This window comes from Leptolyngbya iicbica LK, assembly GCF_004212215.1.
GTDB lineage: Bacteria > Cyanobacteriota > Cyanobacteriia > Phormidesmidales > Phormidesmidaceae > Halomicronema > Halomicronema iicbica.
Genome location: NZ_QVFV01000001.1, coordinates 106,764 through 128,492, shown reverse-complemented (window position 1 = coordinate 128,492; position 21,729 = coordinate 106,764). Strand labels below are relative to the sequence as shown.

16 protein-coding genes and 1 riboswitch are annotated in these 21,729 nt (G+C 55.1%); of the genes, 8 read left to right on the top strand and 8 right to left on the bottom strand.

The genetic code is table 11. From position 1 onward, the window contains the following. Window positions 1–187: 187 nt before the first annotated feature. Window positions 188–1,393, bottom strand: a complete 1,206-nt coding sequence (locus DYY88_RS00540) for an argininosuccinate synthase (protein ID WP_039724766.1) — start codon at window positions 1,391–1,393, stop codon at window positions 188–190. A 231-nt stretch (window positions 1,394–1,624) separates the two neighbouring features. Between DYY88_RS00540 and DYY88_RS00535 the strand changes: the two genes are divergently transcribed. Next, window positions 1,625–2,968, top strand: a complete 1,344-nt coding sequence (locus DYY88_RS00535; RefSeq protein WP_039724767.1) for a TldD/PmbA family protein — start codon at window positions 1,625–1,627, stop codon at window positions 2,966–2,968. Here DYY88_RS00535 and DYY88_RS00530 read toward each other — a convergent pair. From DYY88_RS00530 to corA, 5 genes are all read right to left on the bottom strand, one after another. Further along, on the bottom strand, window positions 2,952–3,656 hold the full coding sequence (locus DYY88_RS00530) for a cysteine hydrolase family protein (protein WP_044150248.1): 705 nt from the start codon (window positions 3,654–3,656) through the stop codon (window positions 2,952–2,954). The genes DYY88_RS00535 and DYY88_RS00530 overlap by 17 nt on opposite strands. Before the next feature lie 341 nt (window positions 3,657–3,997). Then, window positions 3,998–4,603 (bottom strand): fasciclin domain-containing protein, encoded by a 606-nt coding sequence (locus tag DYY88_RS00525; protein ID WP_039724768.1) that lies wholly within the window; start codon window positions 4,601–4,603, stop codon window positions 3,998–4,000. Between the two features lie 146 nt (window positions 4,604–4,749). Then, window positions 4,750–5,811 (bottom strand): ABC transporter permease, encoded by a 1,062-nt coding sequence (locus DYY88_RS00520; RefSeq protein ID WP_039724769.1) that lies wholly within the window; start codon window positions 5,809–5,811, stop codon window positions 4,750–4,752. 30 nt (window positions 5,812–5,841) lie between these two features. Next, the gene (locus DYY88_RS00515; RefSeq protein WP_039724771.1) at window positions 5,842–6,354 is read right to left on the bottom strand and encodes an adenine phosphoribosyltransferase; all 513 of its coding nucleotides are present in this window, start codon (window positions 6,352–6,354) and stop codon (window positions 5,842–5,844) included. 71 nt (window positions 6,355–6,425) lie between these two features. Continuing rightward, window positions 6,426–7,640 (bottom strand): magnesium/cobalt transporter CorA, encoded by a 1,215-nt coding sequence (gene corA, locus DYY88_RS00510; protein ID WP_242517555.1) that lies wholly within the window; start codon window positions 7,638–7,640, stop codon window positions 6,426–6,428. 494 nt (window positions 7,641–8,134) lie between these two features. Between corA and DYY88_RS00505 the strand changes: the two genes are divergently transcribed. The 7 genes from DYY88_RS00505 (at window position 8,135) to cheB (ending at window position 18,866) form a co-directional block, all read left to right on the top strand. Further along, window positions 8,135–8,995: a DUF1361 domain-containing protein gene (locus DYY88_RS00505; RefSeq protein ID WP_039724772.1), complete on the top strand. Its 861-nt coding sequence runs from the start codon at window positions 8,135–8,137 to the stop codon at window positions 8,993–8,995. A 432-nt stretch (window positions 8,996–9,427) separates the two neighbouring features. Next, complete coding sequence (locus DYY88_RS00500; RefSeq protein ID WP_039724773.1) at window positions 9,428–10,243, top strand: pentapeptide repeat-containing protein; 816 nt, start codon at window positions 9,428–9,430, stop codon at window positions 10,241–10,243. Between the two features lie 20 nt (window positions 10,244–10,263). Beyond that, complete coding sequence (locus DYY88_RS00495) at window positions 10,264–11,916, top strand: CheR family methyltransferase (RefSeq protein WP_052288154.1); 1,653 nt, start codon at window positions 10,264–10,266, stop codon at window positions 11,914–11,916. Window positions 11,917–12,214: 298 nt separating this feature from the next. Continuing rightward, entirely contained in the window at window positions 12,215–13,237 is a 1,023-nt protein-coding gene (locus DYY88_RS00490) for a chemotaxis protein CheW (protein ID WP_039725018.1), read from the top strand. Window positions 13,238–13,355: 118 nt separating this feature from the next. Further along, window positions 13,356–14,819: a HAMP domain-containing methyl-accepting chemotaxis protein gene (locus tag DYY88_RS00485; RefSeq protein ID WP_039724774.1), complete on the top strand. Its 1,464-nt coding sequence runs from the start codon at window positions 13,356–13,358 to the stop codon at window positions 14,817–14,819. Between the two features lie 78 nt (window positions 14,820–14,897). Further along, the gene (locus DYY88_RS00480) at window positions 14,898–17,777 is read left to right on the top strand and encodes a hybrid sensor histidine kinase/response regulator (RefSeq protein ID WP_072041272.1); all 2,880 of its coding nucleotides are present in this window, start codon (window positions 14,898–14,900) and stop codon (window positions 17,775–17,777) included. Then, window positions 17,778–18,866, top strand: a complete 1,089-nt coding sequence (cheB, locus tag DYY88_RS00475) for a chemotaxis-specific protein-glutamate methyltransferase CheB (RefSeq protein ID WP_039724775.1) — start codon at window positions 17,778–17,780, stop codon at window positions 18,864–18,866. Between the two features lie 102 nt (window positions 18,867–18,968). Here the strand turns inward: cheB and DYY88_RS00470 are convergent, their stop codons facing one another. Then, the gene (locus DYY88_RS00470; RefSeq protein WP_039724776.1) at window positions 18,969–20,471 is read right to left on the bottom strand and encodes a high affinity choline transporter 1; all 1,503 of its coding nucleotides are present in this window, start codon (window positions 20,469–20,471) and stop codon (window positions 18,969–18,971) included. Between the two features lie 107 nt (window positions 20,472–20,578). After that, window positions 20,579–20,693: riboswitch (guanidine-I (ykkC/yxkD leader) on the bottom strand. 382 nt (window positions 20,694–21,075) lie between these two features. Further along, window positions 21,076–21,495, bottom strand: a complete 420-nt coding sequence (locus DYY88_RS00465; protein ID WP_039724777.1) for a hypothetical protein — start codon at window positions 21,493–21,495, stop codon at window positions 21,076–21,078. Between the last annotated feature and the right edge of the window lie 234 nt (window positions 21,496–21,729).

Here is a 21,729-nt window from a genome sequence, read left to right as displayed (position 1 = left end):
ATAAAGTCCTAGTTTTGTCAGACAGGCATCTTGCCTGCGTCGGGACAGCCGTCTCGGCTGTCCAAACTTAAATTACATTCCCATGCTGTGAACTTTTAGGCTCTCGGCACCTGGCTGCGGATTGCGACCCTCAAAAACTGCGGGGGGCGATCGCCCCCCTTAACCGTCGCCCACTGATGGACAGGGCCTAATCGTTGCCCATGCGCTGCGACCAAATGCGGGTCGGCAGACCCCACACGTAGATAAAGCCCTCAGCCGCGCGGTGGTCGAAGGTATCGTCAGCGCCGTAAGTCGCTAATGCTTCGCTGTACAGGGCGTTCTCAGCTTGACGACCGACAATCATCGCGTTGCCTTTGTGCAGCTTGATGCGCACGGTGCCGGTGACGTATTCCTGGGTGTAGTTGATAAAGGCATCCAGCGCCGACTTGAGGGGGCTAAACCACAGGCCGTTATACACCAGGCGGCTGTAGGTTTCTTCCACATCCCGTTTGTACTGGGTGACATCAGCCGTCAGGGTCAAGCTTTCCAAATCGCGGTGGGCGGCGATCAGCAGCAACAAGGCGGGTGCTTCGTAGATTTCGCGCGACTTGATGCCGACCAAGCGATTTTCCACCATGTCAATGCGGCCAAAGCCATGCTTGCCCGCGATCGCATTCAGCGCTTCCACCAAAGCGGTGGTCGTCATTTCTTGGCCATTCAAGCTGCTGGGTTCACCCGTGTTAAAGCCGATTTCAACGTATTCAGGCTCGTCAGGGGTTTCCGCAATGCCCTTAGTCATCGCAAAGACGTCCGCCAGCGGCTCCGTCCAGGGATCTTCTAGCGGCCCGGCCTCAATGCTGCGGCCCAAGATGTTGTAGTCAATGCTGTAGGGCGACGATTTTTTCACGGGGAAGGTAAGGCCAAATTGCTCCCCGTAGGCGATCGCCTCTTGGCGGCTCATGCCCCACTCGCGGGCCGGAGCCAATACCTTTAGGTCCGGATTCAACCCGCCAATCGCCACGTCAAACCGCACCTGGTCGTTGCCCTTACCCGTACAGCCGTGGGCCACAGCATCGGCATTACACTGCCGGGCCGCATCCACCAGCAGCTTGGCAATGAGGGGGCGAGCCAGCGCCGTCGAGAGGGGATAGCGATTTTCGTACAGCGCATTCGCCTTGATGGAAGGAATCGCGTAATGCTTTACTAACGCTTCTTTGGCATCTACCACCAACGATTCCGATGCACCCGCTTTCAGCGCCTTTTGGCGGATCGGTTCGAGATCTTCACCCTGTCCCAAATCGGCTGCGAGGGTAATAACTTCTTTAACGCCAAACTCATTCTTGAGATACGGAATGCACACCGTCGTATCGACACCGCCGGAATACGCTAAAACAACTCTTTCTGCTCGACCCATTGCTTTTTACCAAGTGAAACCCACAAGCTATACATTCTTGCAGACAAAGGGGCATTTGACTGCCTGCAACTCACAGATTTTCGGCGATGGTGGGCGACCTGCAAAAGCATCTTGATCGAAGGGAAATAGGCATCCCAAAGCTTTGTCTCCCATCTGGGCTGGACGGACCCCAGCGATCGCCCCACCTCTTAAAATAGGGAAGTGTGACATTCAACAGGTTTGCAAACCACTATGCCAACGCTTCAAGAAATCGCCAGCTACGCCCAGGAAAGTGCTCAAAAACAGGGCATCCACAAGTACGACGTGTACGGTTCCACGGTGGATGAGACCAGTGTGCAGGTCGATCAGGGCGAGCCCAAGCAGGTCAAGGCGTCGCAGCGAGCCAGCGTGATTGTGCGAGTGTGGAATGAGGATGGCCTCGTCGGGGTGACGACCACGACAGACGTAGACCCCAACGGCATTAGCCTGGCCTTGCAAACGGCGGCGGATGCCAGCACCTTTGGCGCAAAAGAGCACATTCCCGACTTTAGTCCCGAGGCGACGGCTCCGGTTGCCGAGGTGGACTACGAAACGGTGCCCGCCAGTGATGTGCAAGATCTGATCAAGACCTTGGTGGAGGCAGAAAAGGCGGTCTTAGAGGCCCATCCCGCCATTGTGTCGGTGCCCTACAACGGCATTGCCCAGCGGCAGATCGATCGCTTTTATCTCAACAGTGCCGGGGCCCAGCGGCGCGAAGAGCGGAGCTACGCCTCGCTATATCTATACAGTAAGACCGAGCAAGAAGGGAAAAAGCCGCGATCGGCCGGGGCAATGCGAGTCGAGCGCGGGCTCCCCCAAATTGATGTCGAAGCCTGCATTCAGGAAACGGTGGAGAAAACCCGCAGTCATTTGGACTATCGCTCGATTGACTCGGGCAAGTACCCGGTGGTGTTTTCAGCCGAAGCCTTTTTGAGTCTGTTGAGTGCCTTCTCCAATCTGTTCAACGCCCAGAGCATTTTGGATAATCGCAGTTTGTCGACGGCGGAGTCGCTGGGCACGCAGGTGGCGGTGCCCTTGTTGACGGTGGTGGATGATGCCCTGCATCCCGAAAACGTCAGCGCCGACACTTTTGATGGTGAAGGCACCCCCACTCGCCGTCTGCCCATTATTGAAAATGGCGTGCTGACCCACTTTTTGCACAGTGCGGGCACGGCGAAGCGCATGGGCGCCCAGCCGACCGGCCACGCCAGCATTGGCGCGAAGGTCAGCGTCGATGCCAACTTTTATCACGTGATGGCGGGGCAGCCCTCGGGGCAAGACCTGAGCCTCGAAACGGCGGAAAATGTCATCTGGATTGATGATGTGCAAGCCTTACATGCGGGGGTCAACGCTCTGCAAGGCTCGTTTTCACTGCCATTTGATGGCTGGTTAGTGAATAAAGGTGAAAAGGTCAGCATTGATTCGGCGACGGTGGCGGGCGATTTTCGCGAGTTGCTGAAGTCGATCGTGCATGTAGAAGCAGAGCCGGAAGTTACTCCCGGCGGCATTTGCCCCCGCATTTGGGTGGAATCGCTGTCGATTACGGGTGAAGCGTAGTGGCGGTGGTTTCGGCGGCGAGTTGAGCCAATCCAGCTAAGACCTGCTCAGCGGTGGCCGTCCAGCCGACGATGCCGCCCTGGGCACGCACCATGTCAAGGGTCGCTTGTTTGAACTCGGGAAAATAGCTGGCGGTGCCGTCTTCGATCAGGAGGCACTCGTAGCCGCGATCGTTCGCTTCGCGCATAGTGCTTTGCACACACACCTCGGTGGTCACGCCGGTAAAGAGCAGGTGGGTAATGCCGTGGCGTTGCAGAGTGGTGGCGAGGGCGGTAGCGTAGAAAGCGCCTTTGCCCGGTTTGGCAATGACCGTTTCATTCGCTTGGGGCGTGAGTTCGGGAATGATGCCGTTGCCGGGTTCGCCCAAGACGAGAATGCGTCCCATCGGGCCGACGTCACCAATTTTCAGCTCACTGTTGCCGCGATCGCGCTTCGCTGGGGGACAGTCGGACAAATCGGGATGGTGGCCCTCGACCGTCTGAATAATCAGCCAGCCGCGATCGCGAAACGCTTGCTGCAGTGTTTGCACCGTGGGGACAATCTCCCGCAGCGGCGTCACGTCGTTGCCCAAGGCTTCGCCAAAGCCCCCCGGCTCCAGAAAATCCCGCTGCATGTCAATGATGATGAGCGCCAGGCGATCGCCCGTCGGTAGCGTGTAGTCATAGGGTTGCGCCGCAATTTGAGCCATCGTCCTTCCTCTCAGACATCTAGCCAGTTATAGCGGCAACTATAGCAATCTGAAACTCAAGTTCCCAAAAAACACCACACCCAACTCATGGCCAGGTGTGGCAAGCCGGATAACCAGTGACGCGATCTCAATCCGAGGTCAGGTACCGAGAGCCCAAGAGTTCACAGCCTGGGAATTTCATCATCGTGTGGACCGCCGTCTCGGCGGTCCCGGAGCAGGCAAGATGCTTGCTCGACAAAACTAGGATTTGATCCAACCCTGCTTCCTCAGCTCCGGGTTTTGCTGCTACGGCGATGCACGGGGTTATTTGCGCGACCCTTGAAACAGCGTCATCAGCTCAATTACCAGAGACCCGGAACGGGCTGAGCGCTGCGGGCTTCTAACTCGTCTACCAAACCCACCGGAATCAGCACTCGGTTGATGGCATGAATCACCCCATTGCTAGCGGGCACATCGGCCTGGATCACGCTGGCATTATTGACCACGACCCCTTCCGGAGAGACGGCAACGGCCACGCCGCCATTCAAGGTTTCCACGCCTCCCGTGCTGAGGTCGCCCGACATGACTTCGCCCGGCACGACGTGATAAGTCAAGACGTCTACGAGCAGGTCCTGGTTTTCGGGCATGAGCAAAGCGTCTAATACGCCGTCGGGTAATTCATCAAAGGCGTCATTGGTCGGCGCAAAGACGGTGAACGGGCCAGGGCCTTGTAAGGTTGACACTAATTCGGCGGCCTGTACGGCCTCGACTAAAGTGCTGAAATCGGGGTTGTCACTAGCCACCTCGACAATATCGCCAGTTGCTTGGGCGAGAGTGGCCGCGTGATTGGTATTGACGTTAATCGGTTCAGCAGCGATCGCTGATTTTGCGAAACCAGAGGTCGACATCCCCAGGCCACAAACACTCGCCAGGGCGATCAGTTTCAAAGAGAAGAAACGATTTTTCATGTGCTGTACTTTCTAGGTTTTGCAAGCGTAACCAGGTTGATTATAAAGAGATGCAAAAATTACTGCCGCGAGTAGACCGGCAGTGGGGAAACCCTTATAGACAGAGAGCCGCCTGCAAATTACCGCTGGCAACCCCGCGTTTTTGCCTAGCTCATTTCCGAAAGCTTGATGCGCGGATCGACGAAGGTGAGGGCGATATCGGCGAGTAGGTTGCCGATAATCAAAATCACCGCCCCCATCATCAGACTTGCCATCACTAGATATAAATCCTGCGCTTGCACGGCCTGCAAAATCAAGCGGCCCAGTCCGGGCCAGTTGAAGTAGTTTTCTGTAATGAATGCACCGGCGAGAATGTTGGCAAACTCAAACCCCAACAGCGTGATCATTGGGTTGATGGCGTTGCGCAGGGCATGGACGTAGATCACGCGGTCTTCGGATAAGCCTTTGGCGCGAGCGGTGCGAATGTAGTCTTGTCGCAATACATCCAGCAGTTGCCCCCGCATGATGCGCTGCAACCCGGCGTAGCTGGTGATGCTCAGGGCAAGGGTGGGCAGCACCAAATGCCACGCCACATCCAAAATCTTGCCAAACCAGTTGAGATCTTCATGGTTGATGCTGGTGATACCCCCAATGGGAAACAGCGGGGCGGTGATTTGGGCAAAAAACAGCAGCAACAAGCCCGTAATGATGGTGGGAATGCCCTGACCGATGTAGCTAATCACCCGCAGCACCTGGTCAACCAGTTGGTTTTGTTTGACGGCGCCCACAATGCCCAGCGGAATGGCGATGCCCCAGGTGACGATGATTGACGAGAGCGACAGCAGCAAAGTGTTGGGAATGCGCTCCCACAGAACTTCGGCGACGGGACGCTGATAGGCAAAGCTGGTGCCAAAGTTAAGGCTGCTGATCACTTGCCACAGCCAGCGAAAGTACTGCTCCCACACGGGGCGATCCAGCCCAAATTGCTGCTCCAGTTGTTCAATGGTTTCTTGGGAAATTTGGGGATTTTGGCGATAGAGGTCGAGAAAGTCGCCGGGCGATAGCTGAATGATGAAAAAGCTGAAAATTGAGGCGAGAAACAGCGTTAGCAGCGCCTGTAAAATCCGCTTAAAAATGTACAGACTGGTTTCGCTGGTGAAGAAGTGTTGGGCGAGATACCAAACTTCGACGGGCGATCGCTGGGGGCGGGTCGGTTGAGACGGAGTCATACAGCCAAAAAACGCAGATTGCCCTCTATGTTAATACTGCACCAAACTGATTACGGGTACCTGGGGTAACTTTTTGCGCCCGCCCAGGTCAGATAGCTCGACGACAAAGCCAAAGCCTGCGAGTTCACAACCGGTTTTGGTAATCAGTTCAGCGGTGGCGATCGCGGTGCCACCGGTGGCAATCAGGTCGTCTACCACCATGACGCGACTGCCAGGGGCAAAGGCGTCTTGGTGCAGTTCGAGGCAATCGGAGCCATATTCCAACTCGTATTCCGCGCGGTGCGTCGGGCCAGGGAGCTTGCCCGGTTTGCGCACGGGGGCAAAGCCGACGTTGAGGCGATCGGCCAACGGCATCCCAAAAATAAAGCCTCGCGACTCAATTCCCACGACATAGTCGGGCTGTAATTCGCGGCATGCGGCTTCCAACAAGTCGATCGCGTGTCGTAGTGCGTCCGGATTGCTCAATAGCGTCGTAATGTCCTTAAACGTAATGCCCGGCTGCGGAAAGTCAGGAATTTCTCGAATGACCGACTTGAGATCCATAGTGTGGGTTGAGGAATGAAAGGACAGCCAAAAATGCAGACAAAAGCATCGTAATCCTACCACTGCCGAGGTTAGCGATCGCTCTCAGGCGGGGGCGCGGAAAAATTAGCAAACCATCCCTGCCGCCAAAAGAAGGTGAAAAGGGAGAGCGCGATCGTGGCCATGACGCCGAGACAGAGCGGATACCCCCAATACCAGTTAAGTTCTGGCATGTTGAGGGGTGAGGCCGCTGGATTGAAATTCATACCGTAGACCCCAGCGATAAAGGTCAGGGGAATGAAAATCGTGGAAATGACTGTGAGCAGCTTCATCACGTCATTCATCCGGTTACTCACCGACGACAAATAAACATCCATCAAGCTAGACGAGACTTCGCGGTAGGTCTCCAAAATGTCCAAAATTTGGATGATGTGGTCGTACACATCTTGCAGGTAAATGCGGTTTTCTTGAGTGAGGAAATCGCTGCCGTCGCGAATCAAACTGTTGATGACGGTGCGCTGGGGCCAAATGTAACGCCGCAGCATCAGCAATTCGCGGCGCAGCTCGTGGATTTTTTGCAAGGTTTGGCGAGTCGGCCGCATCACCACCTCATCTTCCAGGTCCTCGATGTATTCGCCGTACTGCTCTAAAACTGGGAAATACCCATCCACCAGCGTATCCAGCAGGGTGTAGGTCAGATACCCCGCGCCCCGCTGTCGCAGCATTCCCAAGTTGCGCTTGAGGCGATCGCGCACCGGATCAAAACAATCCCATAGGCTCTCTTCTTGCATCGTCAGCAGCACGTTGTGTTGCAAAATGAAGCCCACTTGCTCAGCGATAAAGCCATGCCCCCGTTTGGAAGGGCGCACCATATGCACAATCATGAGCAGCTGGTCGTCGTATAAGTCGAGCTTGGGGCGATGGGGCACGTTCACCACATCTTCTAACAGCAAGGGATGCAGGTTAAAAATACCGCCCACTTGGCGCAGCACGTCTTCGGTGCCGAGGCCCCGGACATCGAGCCAGCACACCATTTTTTGTTCTAAATAGGGCAGGCATTCATCGGGTTGATGCAGTGTTTTTTGCACCGAATGCTTGGCGTCATAGCTAATCAACACCAACTCGGTCGGTGCCGCATCGTCGGGAATGTTGAGCGTGCCCGGTAAACTGCCCGGCAAATCGTAGTTGTAGTCGAGTAGGTCAATTTCTTCCTCCGTCATTTCGGATTGCATAAACGGCAGTGTGACCGATAGGAGGGTGTTGGCGTCATTGCGATTTGCCGAGCCCGAGGGGTGCTGCTTGCTCATGGAATTACCGGGAAAGTCCGTCTTGAGCATAACGAGGGATCAGCGCGATCGCGCAGGTGTTGCGCCGGAGACAGACTGAGAGCGGCTGTGAACATGGCCGTGTTTCAGGCGTTCATATACTTCGCGCCCCAAGTCCCCCTCATCCCCTCGCCCCTTCTCCCAAAACTGGGAGAAGGGGGGCCGGAAAAGTCCCCCGCCCAAAATGGGCGAGGAATTTAGGGTGAGGGTACCCAGTGTGGTGCATCAAGTATGTGAATGCCCTGATTAAAGGGGACGGGGCGATCGGTTTGTGTCTGCCGTATTCCATGCTGCTCATCGCTGCTTACCGGGAACCGTCCCCTTGCTGAGCGTGATCGCGCAATGCCCCATGTCTTAGAAAAGACTGTGCCTCAACGCGATGACCCAGGTCGGAAATGGTCGGCAGTGTGGGCGATGGCCCGTCGGCATTGACTAGACTGAAAAAATATTTTGATTTTGTATTGATGTGACAGGCTATGCGATCGCTGCTATTTGAACTTTATGACGGCCTCAATAGTGTCTACAGCGGCTGGATTATCTGGAACCTTTTTCTCGCATTTGTGCCGATGCTGCTGAGCTTTCACCTGTTTCGTCCCCAGGCCATTCCGGCAAGATACTTGCAGGCAGCTTGGCTCGTGACGGGGCTGGCGGGAGCGATCGGCATCAGTGCCCGCTCAGCCAGAATTCGCCGGTCACTAGCTGGCAGCTGGCACACCGTGCAAACGGGCAACCCAGAAGTGATGTGGCAGTTGTTGTGGTTGGCGATCGTGGCTTTGGTGGCGATCGCTGTCAGCGTCTGGCTCTCGCGACAAACCCCCCGGTCAAAAATGGGGCGGTGGGGGGTGGGCCTCGCGGTCTTTATCGCCTTTTTGCCCAATGCGCCCTACATCTTGACTGACGTGGTGCATATCATCCGCGCCGCTGGGTACGGCGATATTCGGGTGTGGGTGATTGCTCTGGCCCTGATTCCCCTGCATGTGTGTGCCATGCTGCTGGGCTTTGAAGCCTATGTCATTGCCCTGATGAATATCAATTACTTTTTGAAACAGCGAGGATTAGGGGCACTGATTTGGCCCACCGAATTATCGCTCCATGCCTTGTGTGCCTTGGGCATTTATCTCGGACGGTTTATTCGCCTCAATAGTTGGGATATTTTGCTCGACCCCACCAGCATTATGGCGATCGCCCTCAACACCTTGACCTCAAAACGTCCCGTAGCGGTCATCTTCGTCACGTTTGTGATCTTGACAGTGACTTACTGGCTCATGAAGCAGATCACCTTGGGCCTCAAACTGCGCTACGAATACGCCCGCAAAGGACTCGATCCGCTCGTTTGAGACCATGCCTGACAGTCCGGTAATTTTCTGGTTCATCGACTCACGCCTCAGGCCCGTCTGGTGGATGATGCTCGTAATTTTGCGCAGATCGAAATTCGCCCAGATTTAAAAATATTGCCTTTTAGGTCGATACGTAACAGTTTTGTGAGGGGTCAGCCCCCCAGGGAATGCTACGAATAGCCCCCAGGGGCGACCTTGAGCCACAGCCTATTCGGCAAGTTGTCAGTGCTAGATAACAGTCTGGGAAGATCAAGTTCCAGATCGCCCCGATATCTCTGAGAGGGCACGACAGCTTGCATAGCCAAGGTGGATGGCCGTTTTCGTCAAGTGCTGTGTTCAGTCGCGGCCCTTGTCTGCTGCGGTCTTGACGTTGTCACAACATCTGTATGTCAGCCACGTTGATCGGTGGCGCATCGCAGGGAGCATTACCCCATGGCTAGCGAATTTCAAATCAGTTTGATTCACCAAGGCGTTGCCATCTGGAACCAATGGCGGGCCGAAAATCCCGCGATTAAACCAGACTTGCAAGGAGCCGATTTAAGTCAACTAGACCTGAGCACGGGGGACTTTTCCGGCGGCAATTTTTATGAAGCCAATTTGCGCGACACTCACTTTGGTCAGTGCAATTTCACTGGGGCCAGCCTGTACCGTACGGATATGTGCATGGCTGACCTGACCGGGGCCAACTTGAGCTATGCCGACTTTTATAAAACCAGTCTGTACACCGCTAATTTGACTCAGGCCAATCTGCGATATGCCCATTTATATCGGGCAGATCTCCGCGAGGCGCTGCTGCAAGAGACGGATCTGGCTGAGGCCAATCTGTACGAGGTAGATATGCGCGAGGCCATTATGCCGGCGGCGAGTTTGGTGCGCTCGACCTTTTATTACTCCAATCTCAGCCGGGCTGACTTGACGGGGGCCAATTTAAGTGTGGCGAGTTTGATGGGGGCGGTGATGGAAAGTGCCCAGCTCAGTCGGGCGAGCTGTGTGGGCACCAATTTATATCGAGCGAAGTTGCAGGCCGCTAATTTAGCCGAGGCAGATTTGCGGGAGGCGGTGTTGCGCATGGCGGATTTGAGCTATGCCAATCTGGAAAATGCGAATTTGTTTCGGGCGAATTTGGCCGAAGCGTGTTTGGATTATGCGCAGCTCGCCGGGGCAAATTTCAAGAAAACGAACCTCTGGCATGTGAATTTAGGGCATTTGATTTTGTCTGACCCCAGTATTGGGCCGGCGTTTGCGTAGTGGCAGTGAGGGAACGTGTCATGGAGAGTTTGAGCCTCCAACGAATTGCCGGATTGATTACGGCCAATGTGGGTCTGCGAATGCGGGAAACAGATTTGCCGCATTTGGCTGAGGTGCTGCGTCAGCGGATGAAAGCCTGTGGTTGCCGCGATTTAGATGGTTATTATGACCTGCTGGTGCGTGAGCGCTCGAGTCCGGCGTGGCGATCGCCCACCATTGACCCGATGGGCAACTCGGTCTTGTCGTCTTCGGAGTGGCACTATTTACTCACGCAACTCACGGTGAATGAGAGCTATTTTTTTCGCTATCGCAACCAATTTCAACTCATTGCCCAGCGGCTCTTGCCGGAGTTGCTGGCGCGTAAACAGCAGCAACACCGAGCGACGGGAGGCAACGGACGACCCCGCTTGCGCATCTGGAGTGCCGGCTGTTCTACCGGGGAGGAGTTATATTCCATCGCGATCGCCCTGGCGGAGTTGAATTTTGCCTGGGCGGCATGGGATACGTTGCTCATCGGCACCGATATCAGCATGAAGGCTCTGACCACGGCGCAACAGGGGCTCTATGGCAACTGGTCGTTTCGCCAAACGGACCCGACGCTGCAGCAAAAATATTTTCGACCCCAGCGCCAACTGTTTCGCATTCGCGAAGATCTTCACCAACGGGTGACCTTTCAATACAGCAACTTGGTGCAGGCGCACGATGTTGCAACCAGTGCCCTGCTGCAAGACATCGACCTCATTCTTTGCCGCAACGTCTTTATTTACTTCGACGAGCAGGCGATCGCCCGCACCCTGGCGAAGTTTCACCATAGTCTTGCCTGCGAGGGCTACCTGATTACGGGCCATACGGAGCTGTACGGCCAAGATGTGAGCCAGTTCCAACTGCAGGTCTTTCCCGAATCGTTGGTGTATCAACGACCGTCGGCGGTGCCCTCTGCGGCGGTGACGTCGATGGGATTGTCCCCAGGGCAGACCGCTGTCGGCAATGAGCCCGCGTCGGTGCAGGCTGCGTCGCTGCCCTCGTCATGTTCGTTAAAAACCGTGAGGGCTGAGAAAGTCTACCCTCCGTCGAGCCAGGCTCCTCGTTCTTCGGTGGCGACCCAGCCAGCGTCCCCGTCTGAGACGATTTCTGGGCTAACGCTAGAGGCCGCGATCGCGGCTGCCAAAACAAGTTTATTTAATAAACTATACGCTCAGGCGATTATCCAGGCCCAACAAATTTGTGCTCAGATGCCCCATCGTTTTGAGGGTCATGCGATCTTGGCGCGGGCCTATGCCAATATGGGCCAACATCTTCAGGCCAAAGACGCTTGCAAACAGGCGCTGAGCCTGCAACCGCTCAACTTAGAGTTGCACTATTTACTGGCTCAAATTGCGGAAGAAGAGGGCGACTTAGACCTGGCGAGAGAACATTTGAGACGCATTATTTATATTGATAACTATGAGTTTCAGGCCTACCTAGATCTGGCTAGTCTCTATCAGCAAGAAAGGCGCATTGACCAGGTGATCAAAATGGAGCAATTGGCCTTAAAAACCCTGAATTTATTGCCTGAAAAGACTATCGTTGACTCCACAACTGGAGCTACTGTGGGTGATTGGCGACAATATTTAGAAACTAAACTTGCATTTGGTTCAGCCCAATTAGCTTCCTCTCAGTCGCCGCCAAAATAAATTGAAATTGAAAGCATAATGGAATGTCAACCAGGAAGAAAATGTGATGACAAGTGCTGTGCCCTGACGATCGCGAAGGTTGGACGGGAGGTATTTTAAAAGGCTCACTTATTTCCTGTCCTTGTTGAGTAAAGTTGTTTGCAAGAAAATTGACTTTTGTGTTGATTCTCCGTCTTGTTGTTGGCTTAGGGAATGATAAGCCTGCAAGTATAGTTAGTCCTTAATCACTGACTGATCGCCAATAATGGCGATCGCTGCTGGGGCTAATTTTGCGACATTGTTTCAGCAGGTGGGCTTTATGGCATATCAACCCTACCTAATCTTTGGGTTAAGCGGCAGTCGCTTTGGCATTGCCGCCGCAGTTGTGCAAGAACTGTTTCTATTACCGGCGCTGACGCCCATTGCCGAAGCCACTGCCGAAATGGTGGGCATTCTCAATTTGCGGGGACACATCATTCCCGTAATTGACCTGCGGCAGCGACTGGGGCGATCGCGACAACCCTATACGCTCAAACATTCCGTCATCTTAATCAGGCTGCATGAGCGATCGGTTGGCGTCATCGTCGATGAGGTCGATAACGTCGAATTCATTGCCGAGTCAGAACTGGCGATCGACGTGGGGAGTCACCTCACTACTGATGCCGAACATGCAGTCACAGCCGGATTAGCCAAGCACGATTCTCAGTTAATCACCCTGCTTAATCCTGAAGCGCTTGTGCAGGGCTCGTCCATGGCCACTGGAACTGCTCGGCCTGAGCCGATAGACGCGAACATAGAGGGCAACGAGTTTTTAGCCCAGTTTTCAGCCGCCGATCAAGCGGTGTTGCAAAACCGGGCCGATGCGCTCATCAACCAAAGCGAAAGTGAGAGCTGGGTGGGGCTCACAGCCCTCGCCATTGTGGGTCTGCAAGGCGAGCGGTTTGCCCTAAACCTGGAAGTGATTCAAGAATTTACCCAAATTGCCCAGGTGACGCCGGTGCCCTGTTGTCCCCCTCATATCGTCGGCAATATGAATCTGCGCGGTGAGATTTTGACGCTGATTGATATTCGGCAGTTCGTCAATTTGGACACCGCTAGCACGCGCCAACAGCAAGCCGTCATTGTGCGGGTGAATGACATTGTGGCCGGCATCATCGTTGATGCGGTGTTCGATGTGCTGTACGTGCATCCTGGCGATGTCACGGCGGTGCCCACGGCCATTCACGCTACTGACAATGCTTATATTCGCGGCGTCGTGCGTGATAACGGCCAGACCATAAGCGTTTTAGATATTACGCAACTGCTGACCCACGGCGAGTTAGTGGTTGACCAAGCCGCTTAGTCCCCTCTTGCCCCAGTGGAGTGCTTTTTCAAGTTCTCTGACTGGCCGCACCGACTATTCCAAGTCTCGACTTCCCTATTTGATTTATTGAGTCCCTATCCGCTTAAGGAGAACCGTCATGAAAGCTAGCGCCCAACGAATTTGGAAACTTCGCCACTGGATCATTCTGGGATACTCGGTCCCTGTCGTGGCCTTAGTGATCTCGGCGGCTGTGACCGTTGCCAACGTGCGCCAGGTCAGACACAGCGCAGCAGAACTCCATAGTTCCTGGGAAGTCAATGACAATATTGGCGAACTCGACTCTCATATTCAGGCCATGTCGCGTACGACCCGGGGTTATCTGCTCGAAAAAAGTCCGGTGTCGCTGAATTCCTTCAATGCCGCCAAGGAAGCTTACACCGAGGTCTTGGCCACGACAGAAGAGTGGATCACTAATGAGCAACAACTGCAAAATCTGAAAGAGCTAGAGGTCCAAACGGCGGAATTGATTGCCTTGAACGAAGGTTTAATTGCGCTCGTGGATGCGGGCCAGCCGGAAGAAGCAATCAATGCTTGGAAAGCCGATGGTGGTCGGGGCTTAGCGGAATCCATCAGTGCGCTGTTGCTGGACATGGAGACTCTAGAGCATGAGATCATGGCTGGGGACGAGGCTGCTCAAACTGCGGCTTTAGGGCGGCTACAGACAACGCTGTTGCTCGCTGCCGCTATCTCGGTGCTCGTGTCAGTGCTGCTGGGCACCTGGATTGTGCTGAAGGCATCGCGCTTGATGAATCAGTCGGCGGGGGTGATTGCGAGTTCGGCCAATGAGATTGCCGCCAGCATTGAGCAGCAGGAACGTACCAGCAGTCAACAGGCGGCCTCGGTCAGCGAGACCACGACCACGATGGATGAACTGGGGGCGTCGTCGCGGCAGTCGGCAGAGCAGGCCGAAGCGGCGGCAGCCGGTGCGCAACAAGCGCTGAAGCTGGCGGAAGAAGGTACCCGCGCGGTAGAACGCAGTATGGCCGGCATGGGCACGTTGCGAGAAAAGGTGGAGGCGATCGCCGATCAAATCCTGCGGCTCAGTGAACAAACCAACCAGATTGGCGGCATTTCGGGCCTGGTGAGTGACCTGGCTAACCAGACCAACATGCTGGCCCTGAATGCAGCGGTGGAAGCAGTCCGCGCGGGTGAACATGGCAAGGGCTTTGCGGTGGTTTCGGGCGAAATTCGCAAACTGGCGGATCAGAGCAAAAAATCGGCGGAAAAAATCAATGCGCTGGTGGCCGACATTCAAACCGCGATCAATTCCACCGTGATGGTGACCGATGAAGGCACCAAAACCGTGGAAGAGGGCGTCAAGATTTCGGAAGAAACGGCAGCCGCTTTTGGTGGCGTGGCCGATGCGGTGAACAACGTAGTGCTGAATAGTCAGCAAATTTCGTTGAATGTGAAGCAGCAAGCCGTCGCCATTGAGCAAGTCGTGAGCGCCATGAATAACTTAAACAAAGGCGCTCAGGAAACGGCCAGCGGCATCACCCAGATTCGCACCGGCACCCATCAACTCAATGAATCCGCGATGCAGCTCAAGGTCGCGATCTAGTCACACCCGCTGGTTTGACCGGCCTCAATCAGGGATTTGTATGGGTGCCCATATTGCGAGCGAGAGAAGGGATATGCCATGAGGATTGAAGATGATGAACTGCGAGGCATTTATAAAACCTCCAGTGAAGAACGGTTGCAGACCTTGGACGCGGGACTGCTGCACCTAGAACAGCAGCCAGATGATGCTGACACGCTCGATAGCCTGATGCGCGAGGCGCACTCGCTCAAGGGCGACAGCAGTATGCTCGATCAACCGGAAATTGGCAAAGTCGCCCATTCTCTGGAAACGATTTTGAAGCAGGTGCAGCGGGGTGAGCAAGCCTTTACGGCAGAGTTGGGCGATCGCCTCGCCCAAGGACTCGCGGCGATGCGGCAAATGATTCACCATGCGGTGACGGGTGACCCGTGTGATGCGACCGCCGAGCGGGCGATCGCCGCGATGAACGGCACGCCGCTGCCTGCCGCTCCGCTAGCCCCCCCTGAGTCTGAGCCCGATGGGGTCGAACTCTTTGGGGAAATGGCCGAAGACGATGAGGCGGAGGCGGCTCCGGCTGCGCTGGTGGATACCGACACTGATCCCAACACCGACACCGACACCGATTTGCTGATTGCCGATGCTGAGCTGCGGGCCATCTTTAAAACCAGCAGTGAAGAACGGTTGCAGGCTTTAGATACGGGCCTCTTGCAGCTCGAACAGCAGCCCGAGGACACCGTCACCCTCGACTTGCTGATGCGCGAGGCGCATTCCCTCAAAGGGGACAGCAATATGCTGGGCCTCAAAGATTTGGGCACCCTGGCGCACCAGTTAGAGCATCTGCTCGGGGCGATTCAACGGCACGAAGAGCGCTTTTCGCCAGATATGGGCGATCGCCTCGCCCACGGTTTAGACGCCATGCGCCAGCTGGCCCACCAAGCCGTGACGGGGATACCAGCTCATGTGAATGTGTTTTACGTGTTGGCCGAACTGATGGGGGCTAGCGTGCCTGCGACCGCCGCCCCGAACGCTGATGTCCCGGTCGACCTCAATTCGGCAGCGGTTGCGATCGCCGCTCCGAAACCAGTGCCTCCTGAGTCCTCCACGCCAGCGCCAGAGTCCACCAACGGTAGCGCACCGCCCGCGGCTAACAGGGCGGCCACTGCGAACCCGCCACCGCCTGCCGACTCGACGGCCGGGGGGGCACCGTCAGCGGCTTACCGCATTGAGACCATTCGGGTGCCGACCCATAACCTCGATGCCCTGATGACCCAAACGGGGGAACTCACGGTCACCAAAATTCGTGTCACCCATCGGCTGGGCGAAATCGAAGAAATCAGCAACCTTTGGGAAGATTGGAGCCGCGATCTCTTTTCCCATCGCTTTTTGCTCCATGAGGTGCAGCAAGGGCGCAAAGGCATTCATCAATTAGAAACCTTTCAACACCGCAATGAGCAATATCTCGAACAGCTCGGCACCCTGATCAATCGCTTGCAGGGATCTCTGTACGAAGACACTACCCGCCTGGAGATGATCAGCGGTGAGTTAGAAGAAGGCATTCGGACCCTGCGCCTGCTGCCCCTCTCGACCATTTTTAATCTGTATCCCCGCTTGGTGCGCGATCTGGCGCGTCAAGAACACAAGTCCGTCAAGCTGGCGATCGCTGGGGCCGACACCCGTGCCGATAAGCGCATCCTCGAAGAGATGAAGGATCCGCTGCTGCACATGATTCGCAATGCGATCGATCATGGCATTGAGTCCCCAGAAGAGCGGGTGCGTCAGGGTAAACCGGAAACGGCCACCATCACCCTGCGCGGCTATCAAACCCCCACCAGCATCGTGATTGAGGTGAGTGATGATGGGCGCGGACTCAATGTGGAAGCGATTAAGCAAACGGCGCTGCGTCGGGGCATTTGCCGACCCGAAGAGCTGGAATCGATGACGCCGGGGCAGATTCAAAACTTGATTTTGAGTCCGGGATTTTCGACCCGCACCATGGTGACGGAAATTTCGGGGCGCGGGGTCGGGCTCGACGTGTTGCGAACCAATGTGGAACGGCTCAAGGGGAGTATTGAGGTCAGCTCAGAACCGGGGCAAGGCTGCACTATTCGAGTCCAGTTGGGCACGACTCTGGCCACGGCTCACGTGCTGATTGTGTCGGTGAGCAACAACACCTATGCCATTCCGGTAGAGTTTGTGCAAACGGCTTGTCTGGTGAAGCCGGACGACATTTTCACCATTGAAGGACGCAACACCATCCTGCACGACGATCGTCCCATTTCGGTGGTGCAGCTCTCCGACCTGCTCGAACTGGCCCCCAGCAAGGTCCCGATCGCCCGTCGGCAGTCACCCTCCCTCGCCTGCATTATTTTGCGATCGGGGGCAGACAGTTTGGGCATTTTTGTCGATGCGCTGGTCGATGAACAAGATGTTGTGCTCAAGCCCCAAAGCCAGCTATTGAAGCGGGTGCGCAACATTTCCGGGGCGACGATTCTCGGGACGGGGGAGGTCTGTATGGTGCTTAACCCCCAGGATTTGATGCAATCGGTGCGGCGACGCAGCAGTCGTCCGGGCTTGGCTGCCACCGCCACCGCCATGCCCCAGCAAGCGCCAGAACGTCCGGCCCGCATTTTGTTGGTCGAAGATTCCATCGCCACCCGCACCCAAGAAAAGCGCATTCTCGAAGCGGCGGGCTACCAGGTGGTCACCGCTGTGGACGGGATGGAGGGCTTTAACAAGTTACAGCTACAGGCGTTTGACGCGGTGGTTTCGGACGTGCAAATGCCGAATTTAGATGGCCTCGGGCTGACCGAACGCATTCGCCAGCACCGCGAATATAATGAGTTGCCCGTGGTGTTGGTGACGACCTTGGCGAGCGATCGCGATCGCCAACGAGGGGCAGAGGCTGGGGCCAATGCATACATCACCAAAGGCAGTTTCAACCAAGAAGTTCTCCTCGAAACTTTACAGAGGCTGATCTAGATGGCATCGCGCCCGATTCGGCTGTTATTGGTGGAAGATTCGCCCGTTGCGCTGGCGATTTTGCAGCGGCTGCTGCGCGACCATCCGGCGATCGAAATTGTGGGGATTGCCGCTAACGGCGTTGAGGCGCTGCAGCTGATTCCCCAGGTCGATCCGCAGATTATCTGTACCGATCTGCACATGCCCAAAATGGACGGCCTGACCCTGACCCGTGAGGTGATGGCCCGTTTCCCCCGCCCGATTTTAGTGGTGAGCGCATCAGTACAAGACGAAGACACGCAAAATGTGTTTCGCCTGCTGGAAGCAGGCGCCCTCGACATTTTTCCCAAGCCGCGTACGGGGCTGGCGGCTGAATATGAAAAAGTTCAGCAGGAGCTGATCAACAAAATTCGCGTACTCTCGGGCGTGTCAGTGTTTACCCAGCACCGGCGCGAGGTGCGTCCCACCCCACTGCCGCCCCCGCCGCCAGCATCGGCGATCGCGGCCTCCCATCAACTTGATATTCGCGCCCCCCGCGTGCTGGCGATTGGGGCTTCGACTGGGGGGCCACAGGCGCTGCAGACCATCTTGCAAGCCTTGCCCAAACAGTTTCCGGTGCCGATTTTATGTGTGCAGCACATCAGCAGCGGCTTTTTGCAAGGACTGATTGATTGGCTCAATCTCAAAAGTGCGTTGCACATCAAAATTGCCGTGGCCGGAGAAATGCCCGCCCCTGGTACGGTCTACTTTCCCCCCGAGCGACATCACATGCAGATTGATCGCTACGGTCGGTTTGAGCTCACGCAGTCGCCCCCGGTGGCGGGGCATTGTCCTTCGGTGACGGTACTGCTGGAGTCGGTAGCGGCATACTATCGCCGCTCGGCTGTGGGCATCGTGTTGACGGGGATGGGTCGCGATGGCGCTGAAGGCTTACACGCGATCGCCCTCGCGGGGGGCACCACCATCGCCCAAGACGAAGCCACCTGTGTCGTGTTTGGCATGCCGAAAGAAGCGATCGCCTTGAACGCAGCGCAGCATATTTTGCCCATCGACAACATCGCGCCCTTTTTACTCAATCGCGTGTTTGCCTCCGCTCTCCAAAATTTTTAGCCCCTGATAAGGCGGTTCAGGGCTCCAGCTCCCCAATACGAAACCGCGATCGCTCCTGGTTGAGAGCGATCGCGGCAGTGGAGGCAATTCCCGTGAGGTTGGCTACAGGGCCTGAGTCTTCTCCAAGACTTTGGCCCGTTGCTCTTCCGGACTTTGAGGCCGGTAGGTCAGATTTGACACCACCCAAAATGCCACGAGTCCCACAATCGGACTAATCAGCGTGGGAAACCCATCAAAGTCGATCGTGAACAAACTGTTGGGAATATATAGCAGCGTGTTGTCGACGCCAAACATCGTCGGCATAAAAATGAAAAAAGCAAAGCGGGTAAGCGAACCGACAATGATGCAGGCCAGTGCCCCCTGCCGCGTTGAACGAGCCCAATAAAGCCCCCCAATCAAAGGCACGACCAAGCCCGCAAAACTCATATCAAACGCCAGCAGCAGGAGCACGCCGGTCTGGGGCACCCGCAGGCCCAAAAAGACCCCCAATATAGTAATGACGATCGCCATTAACCGGGTGATGAGCAACAGGCGATCGCCCCCGCTCGCATCATGGGCTGACGCATGGCGAATCCCCAATACGTTATGCGCTAACACCGAAGACGTGCCCAAAATGGCCCCATCCGCTGTGGATAACGATGCCGACAAAATCGCCGCCAACACCAACAAACCCAACACGGGTGGCACCACATTTTCCAGCAAGGCAAAGAGCACAGGGCCATCTGCCGTGACGCCAGCTTGGGCAAAAATACCGCCTGCCCCCAACGCCAGAACGGAGAACGGAATGCCCACAATCAGAGTGCCTAAAGACGCTACAAAGCAAGCTCGTTGAGCTGTCTTGGGACTCTCTGCCGCAAAAATACGGGCCATAAAATCAATCGCCACCATGTTGCCAAAGCCCAGGGCAATAATGCTGGCCCAGTTAATCGCTGCGCCCGACCCCACCGACGTTAATTGCTCAAAGCCCAAAGGCCCCATGCCAGGCGCAATATCGATGCCAAAGTTAAATAAGACATAAAGCAACAGCCCCCAAGCGCCGAGTAGCGCAATAAAGACTTGAATAAAATCGGTGTAGGCGACCGCAAACAGCCCCCCAGACACCGTGTAAGCAAACACCAACACCGCTAACAGGGTGATACCGCCGAAGTAGCTCAACCCCAAAAAGTTTTCAAACATAAAGCCGCCAGCCACCAAATTACCCGCCAGCAAAAAGGAAAAGCTGACGGTCATAATGCAGGCTGCCAGCAGCTCTACCGTGCGCCCATATTTCACGCGATAAAAATCTGGAATGGTGATGAGCCCCATGCGGTTCATGGGTTTGGCTAAAAATAAGCCCGTTAGCAGCAGACATAAAGACAGGCCCACTGGCAGGGCTGCCCCCGCCCAAAAGCCAAATTCAGAAGAAAGATCGGTATTCCCCAAAGTGGCATTAGAATCAACCGATTGAGCCATCAAAGTCGCGCCCGCCAAGGGTAATGCCAACCCTCTACCAGCGACTAAAAAGTTAACGCTATCCCCTTTAATTTGTTGTGAGGCCCAGACCCCAATGCCTAAAGTACCGAGGAGAAATGTGATAATTCCCCACGAAAATGCAGTATTTTCCATGCTCTTCGTCTCCTAGAGCTAGAGTCAAAATTAGCAGCTTTGAAATTGAGCATTTAAATACAGCAAAGCCCGGGAACAGAACAGCAAGTCAACTTAAGTTGACCCATTCCTCCCGGGCTTTTATCCCTCCGTGAATTAGGCTTGATTAACAAAAGCCTAACTGCATCTCTCGGACCAGACACTTGTTAAATCAACCAAGCCGGAACCCTAGACGCTAAGTTCTTCAATTTTTCTGCACACCAAAAACTTCTGGCGTATAAAAATAAGACTTCTAGACTTATCTGCGAAAGCAGAAATCATCGATTTCCCAAGCAAGCTATATTGCAAGCTCAATAAACGGTTTTTAACAGCAAATCAATTAATGTTTAGTAGTTGCTGATACGCTTGCTGCCGGAATGTTTTGATTGCATGACATTGGGGTTTAGGGGATTTCGCTGGCGAGCGATCGCTACCCGTCAACAGCAGTTTAAATATCCGCAGTCTGACGAGCAATTCGGGCCAAATTCTGGACCTTTGATGGCCCACAACCGTTGCTACGATTGGGGAATTTCACTGCGAGTCTCGTTATTTGACTATTCGCCTCGCTGGTTCTGTTGACAATTGACTAGCGAAATTCGAGGCCAAATCCAATCGAGGTTTGGCCCATGGCTTCATAAACGGTGATGCCTAGAGGCAAGTCAACATTGCCATCTTCATCGATGAATTGTTCAACAAAGCCCAGATCTACGATGTCACCCAGGTTAGGGGCATGATCTTCTGGACTCGGCTGGTTGGTATGGTTGATATTGCTGGCCACGGCATTCAGCATCTCAGGACTGTAGGTGGCTTCAGGTTTGACATGTGCGCTGACTTGGCCCACCGCTTTCAGTTGATCGGGCAAAGTATCCATCGAGACGCCGTGGTTATCTAGCGGCAACAAATCGGCGGCTGTGCCCGTCGATTGAGCATGAGCCCCAGCGTTCATCATCGAAAAAGAAACCGTCGAACCCACCGTGAATATGGCAGCTTTGGTGCAAGCGTTCATAGCTCATCAAAGTCCTGTTAACTGGCAACATTGCTGTCTGAGCGCCGCCGAGTGGTCAGGTTTGTCGCTGTAGACTCGGAAACTGATTCAGCCAGCATTTACCCTTCCCAACTAAATATTGAGCATCGGGATGAACGCGATAAAAATTGTTGAAATTTTTGCTCAGAGCGCTTGGGGGGGCGATCGCCAAAAACCACCAAAATATTGGACGATGGTGCCTTCGCGCCGCTAGAC

Bases quoted from the DNA above. Each gene is read 5' to 3' on its own strand.
- DYY88_RS00525 (WP_039724768.1), bottom strand. From the start codon at position 4,603: ATGAAAAATCGTTTCTTCTCTTTGAAACTGATCGCCCTGGCGAGTGTT.
- DYY88_RS00540 (WP_039724766.1), bottom strand. From the start codon at position 1,393: ATGGGTCGAGCAGAAAGAGTTGTTTTAGCGTATTCCGGCGGTGTCGAT.
- DYY88_RS00480 (WP_072041272.1), top strand. From the start codon at position 14,898: ATGAGGATTGAAGATGATGAACTGCGAGGCATTTATAAAACCTCCAGT.
- DYY88_RS00500 (WP_039724773.1), top strand. From the start codon at position 9,428: ATGGCTAGCGAATTTCAAATCAGTTTGATTCACCAAGGCGTTGCCATC.
- DYY88_RS00465 (WP_039724777.1), bottom strand. From the start codon at position 21,495: ATGAACGCTTGCACCAAAGCTGCCATATTCACGGTGGGTTCGACGGTT.
- DYY88_RS00495 (WP_052288154.1), top strand. From the start codon at position 10,264: ATGGAGAGTTTGAGCCTCCAACGAATTGCCGGATTGATTACGGCCAAT.
- DYY88_RS00515 (WP_039724771.1), bottom strand. From the start codon at position 6,354: ATGGATCTCAAGTCGGTCATTCGAGAAATTCCTGACTTTCCGCAGCCG.
- DYY88_RS00490 (WP_039725018.1), top strand. From the start codon at position 12,215: ATGGCATATCAACCCTACCTAATCTTTGGGTTAAGCGGCAGTCGCTTT.
- DYY88_RS00535 (WP_039724767.1), top strand. From the start codon at position 1,625: ATGCCAACGCTTCAAGAAATCGCCAGCTACGCCCAGGAAAGTGCTCAA.
- DYY88_RS00485 (WP_039724774.1), top strand. From the start codon at position 13,356: ATGAAAGCTAGCGCCCAACGAATTTGGAAACTTCGCCACTGGATCATT.
- DYY88_RS00520 (WP_039724769.1), bottom strand. From the start codon at position 5,811: ATGACTCCGTCTCAACCGACCCGCCCCCAGCGATCGCCCGTCGAAGTT.
- corA (WP_242517555.1), bottom strand. From the start codon at position 7,640: ATGAGCAAGCAGCACCCCTCGGGCTCGGCAAATCGCAATGACGCCAAC.
- DYY88_RS00470 (WP_039724776.1), bottom strand. From the start codon at position 20,471: ATGGAAAATACTGCATTTTCGTGGGGAATTATCACATTTCTCCTCGGT.
- DYY88_RS00505 (WP_039724772.1), top strand. From the start codon at position 8,135: ATGCGATCGCTGCTATTTGAACTTTATGACGGCCTCAATAGTGTCTAC.
- DYY88_RS00530 (WP_044150248.1), bottom strand. From the start codon at position 3,656: ATGGCTCAAATTGCGGCGCAACCCTATGACTACACGCTACCGACGGGC.
- cheB (WP_039724775.1), top strand. From the start codon at position 17,778: ATGGCATCGCGCCCGATTCGGCTGTTATTGGTGGAAGATTCGCCCGTT.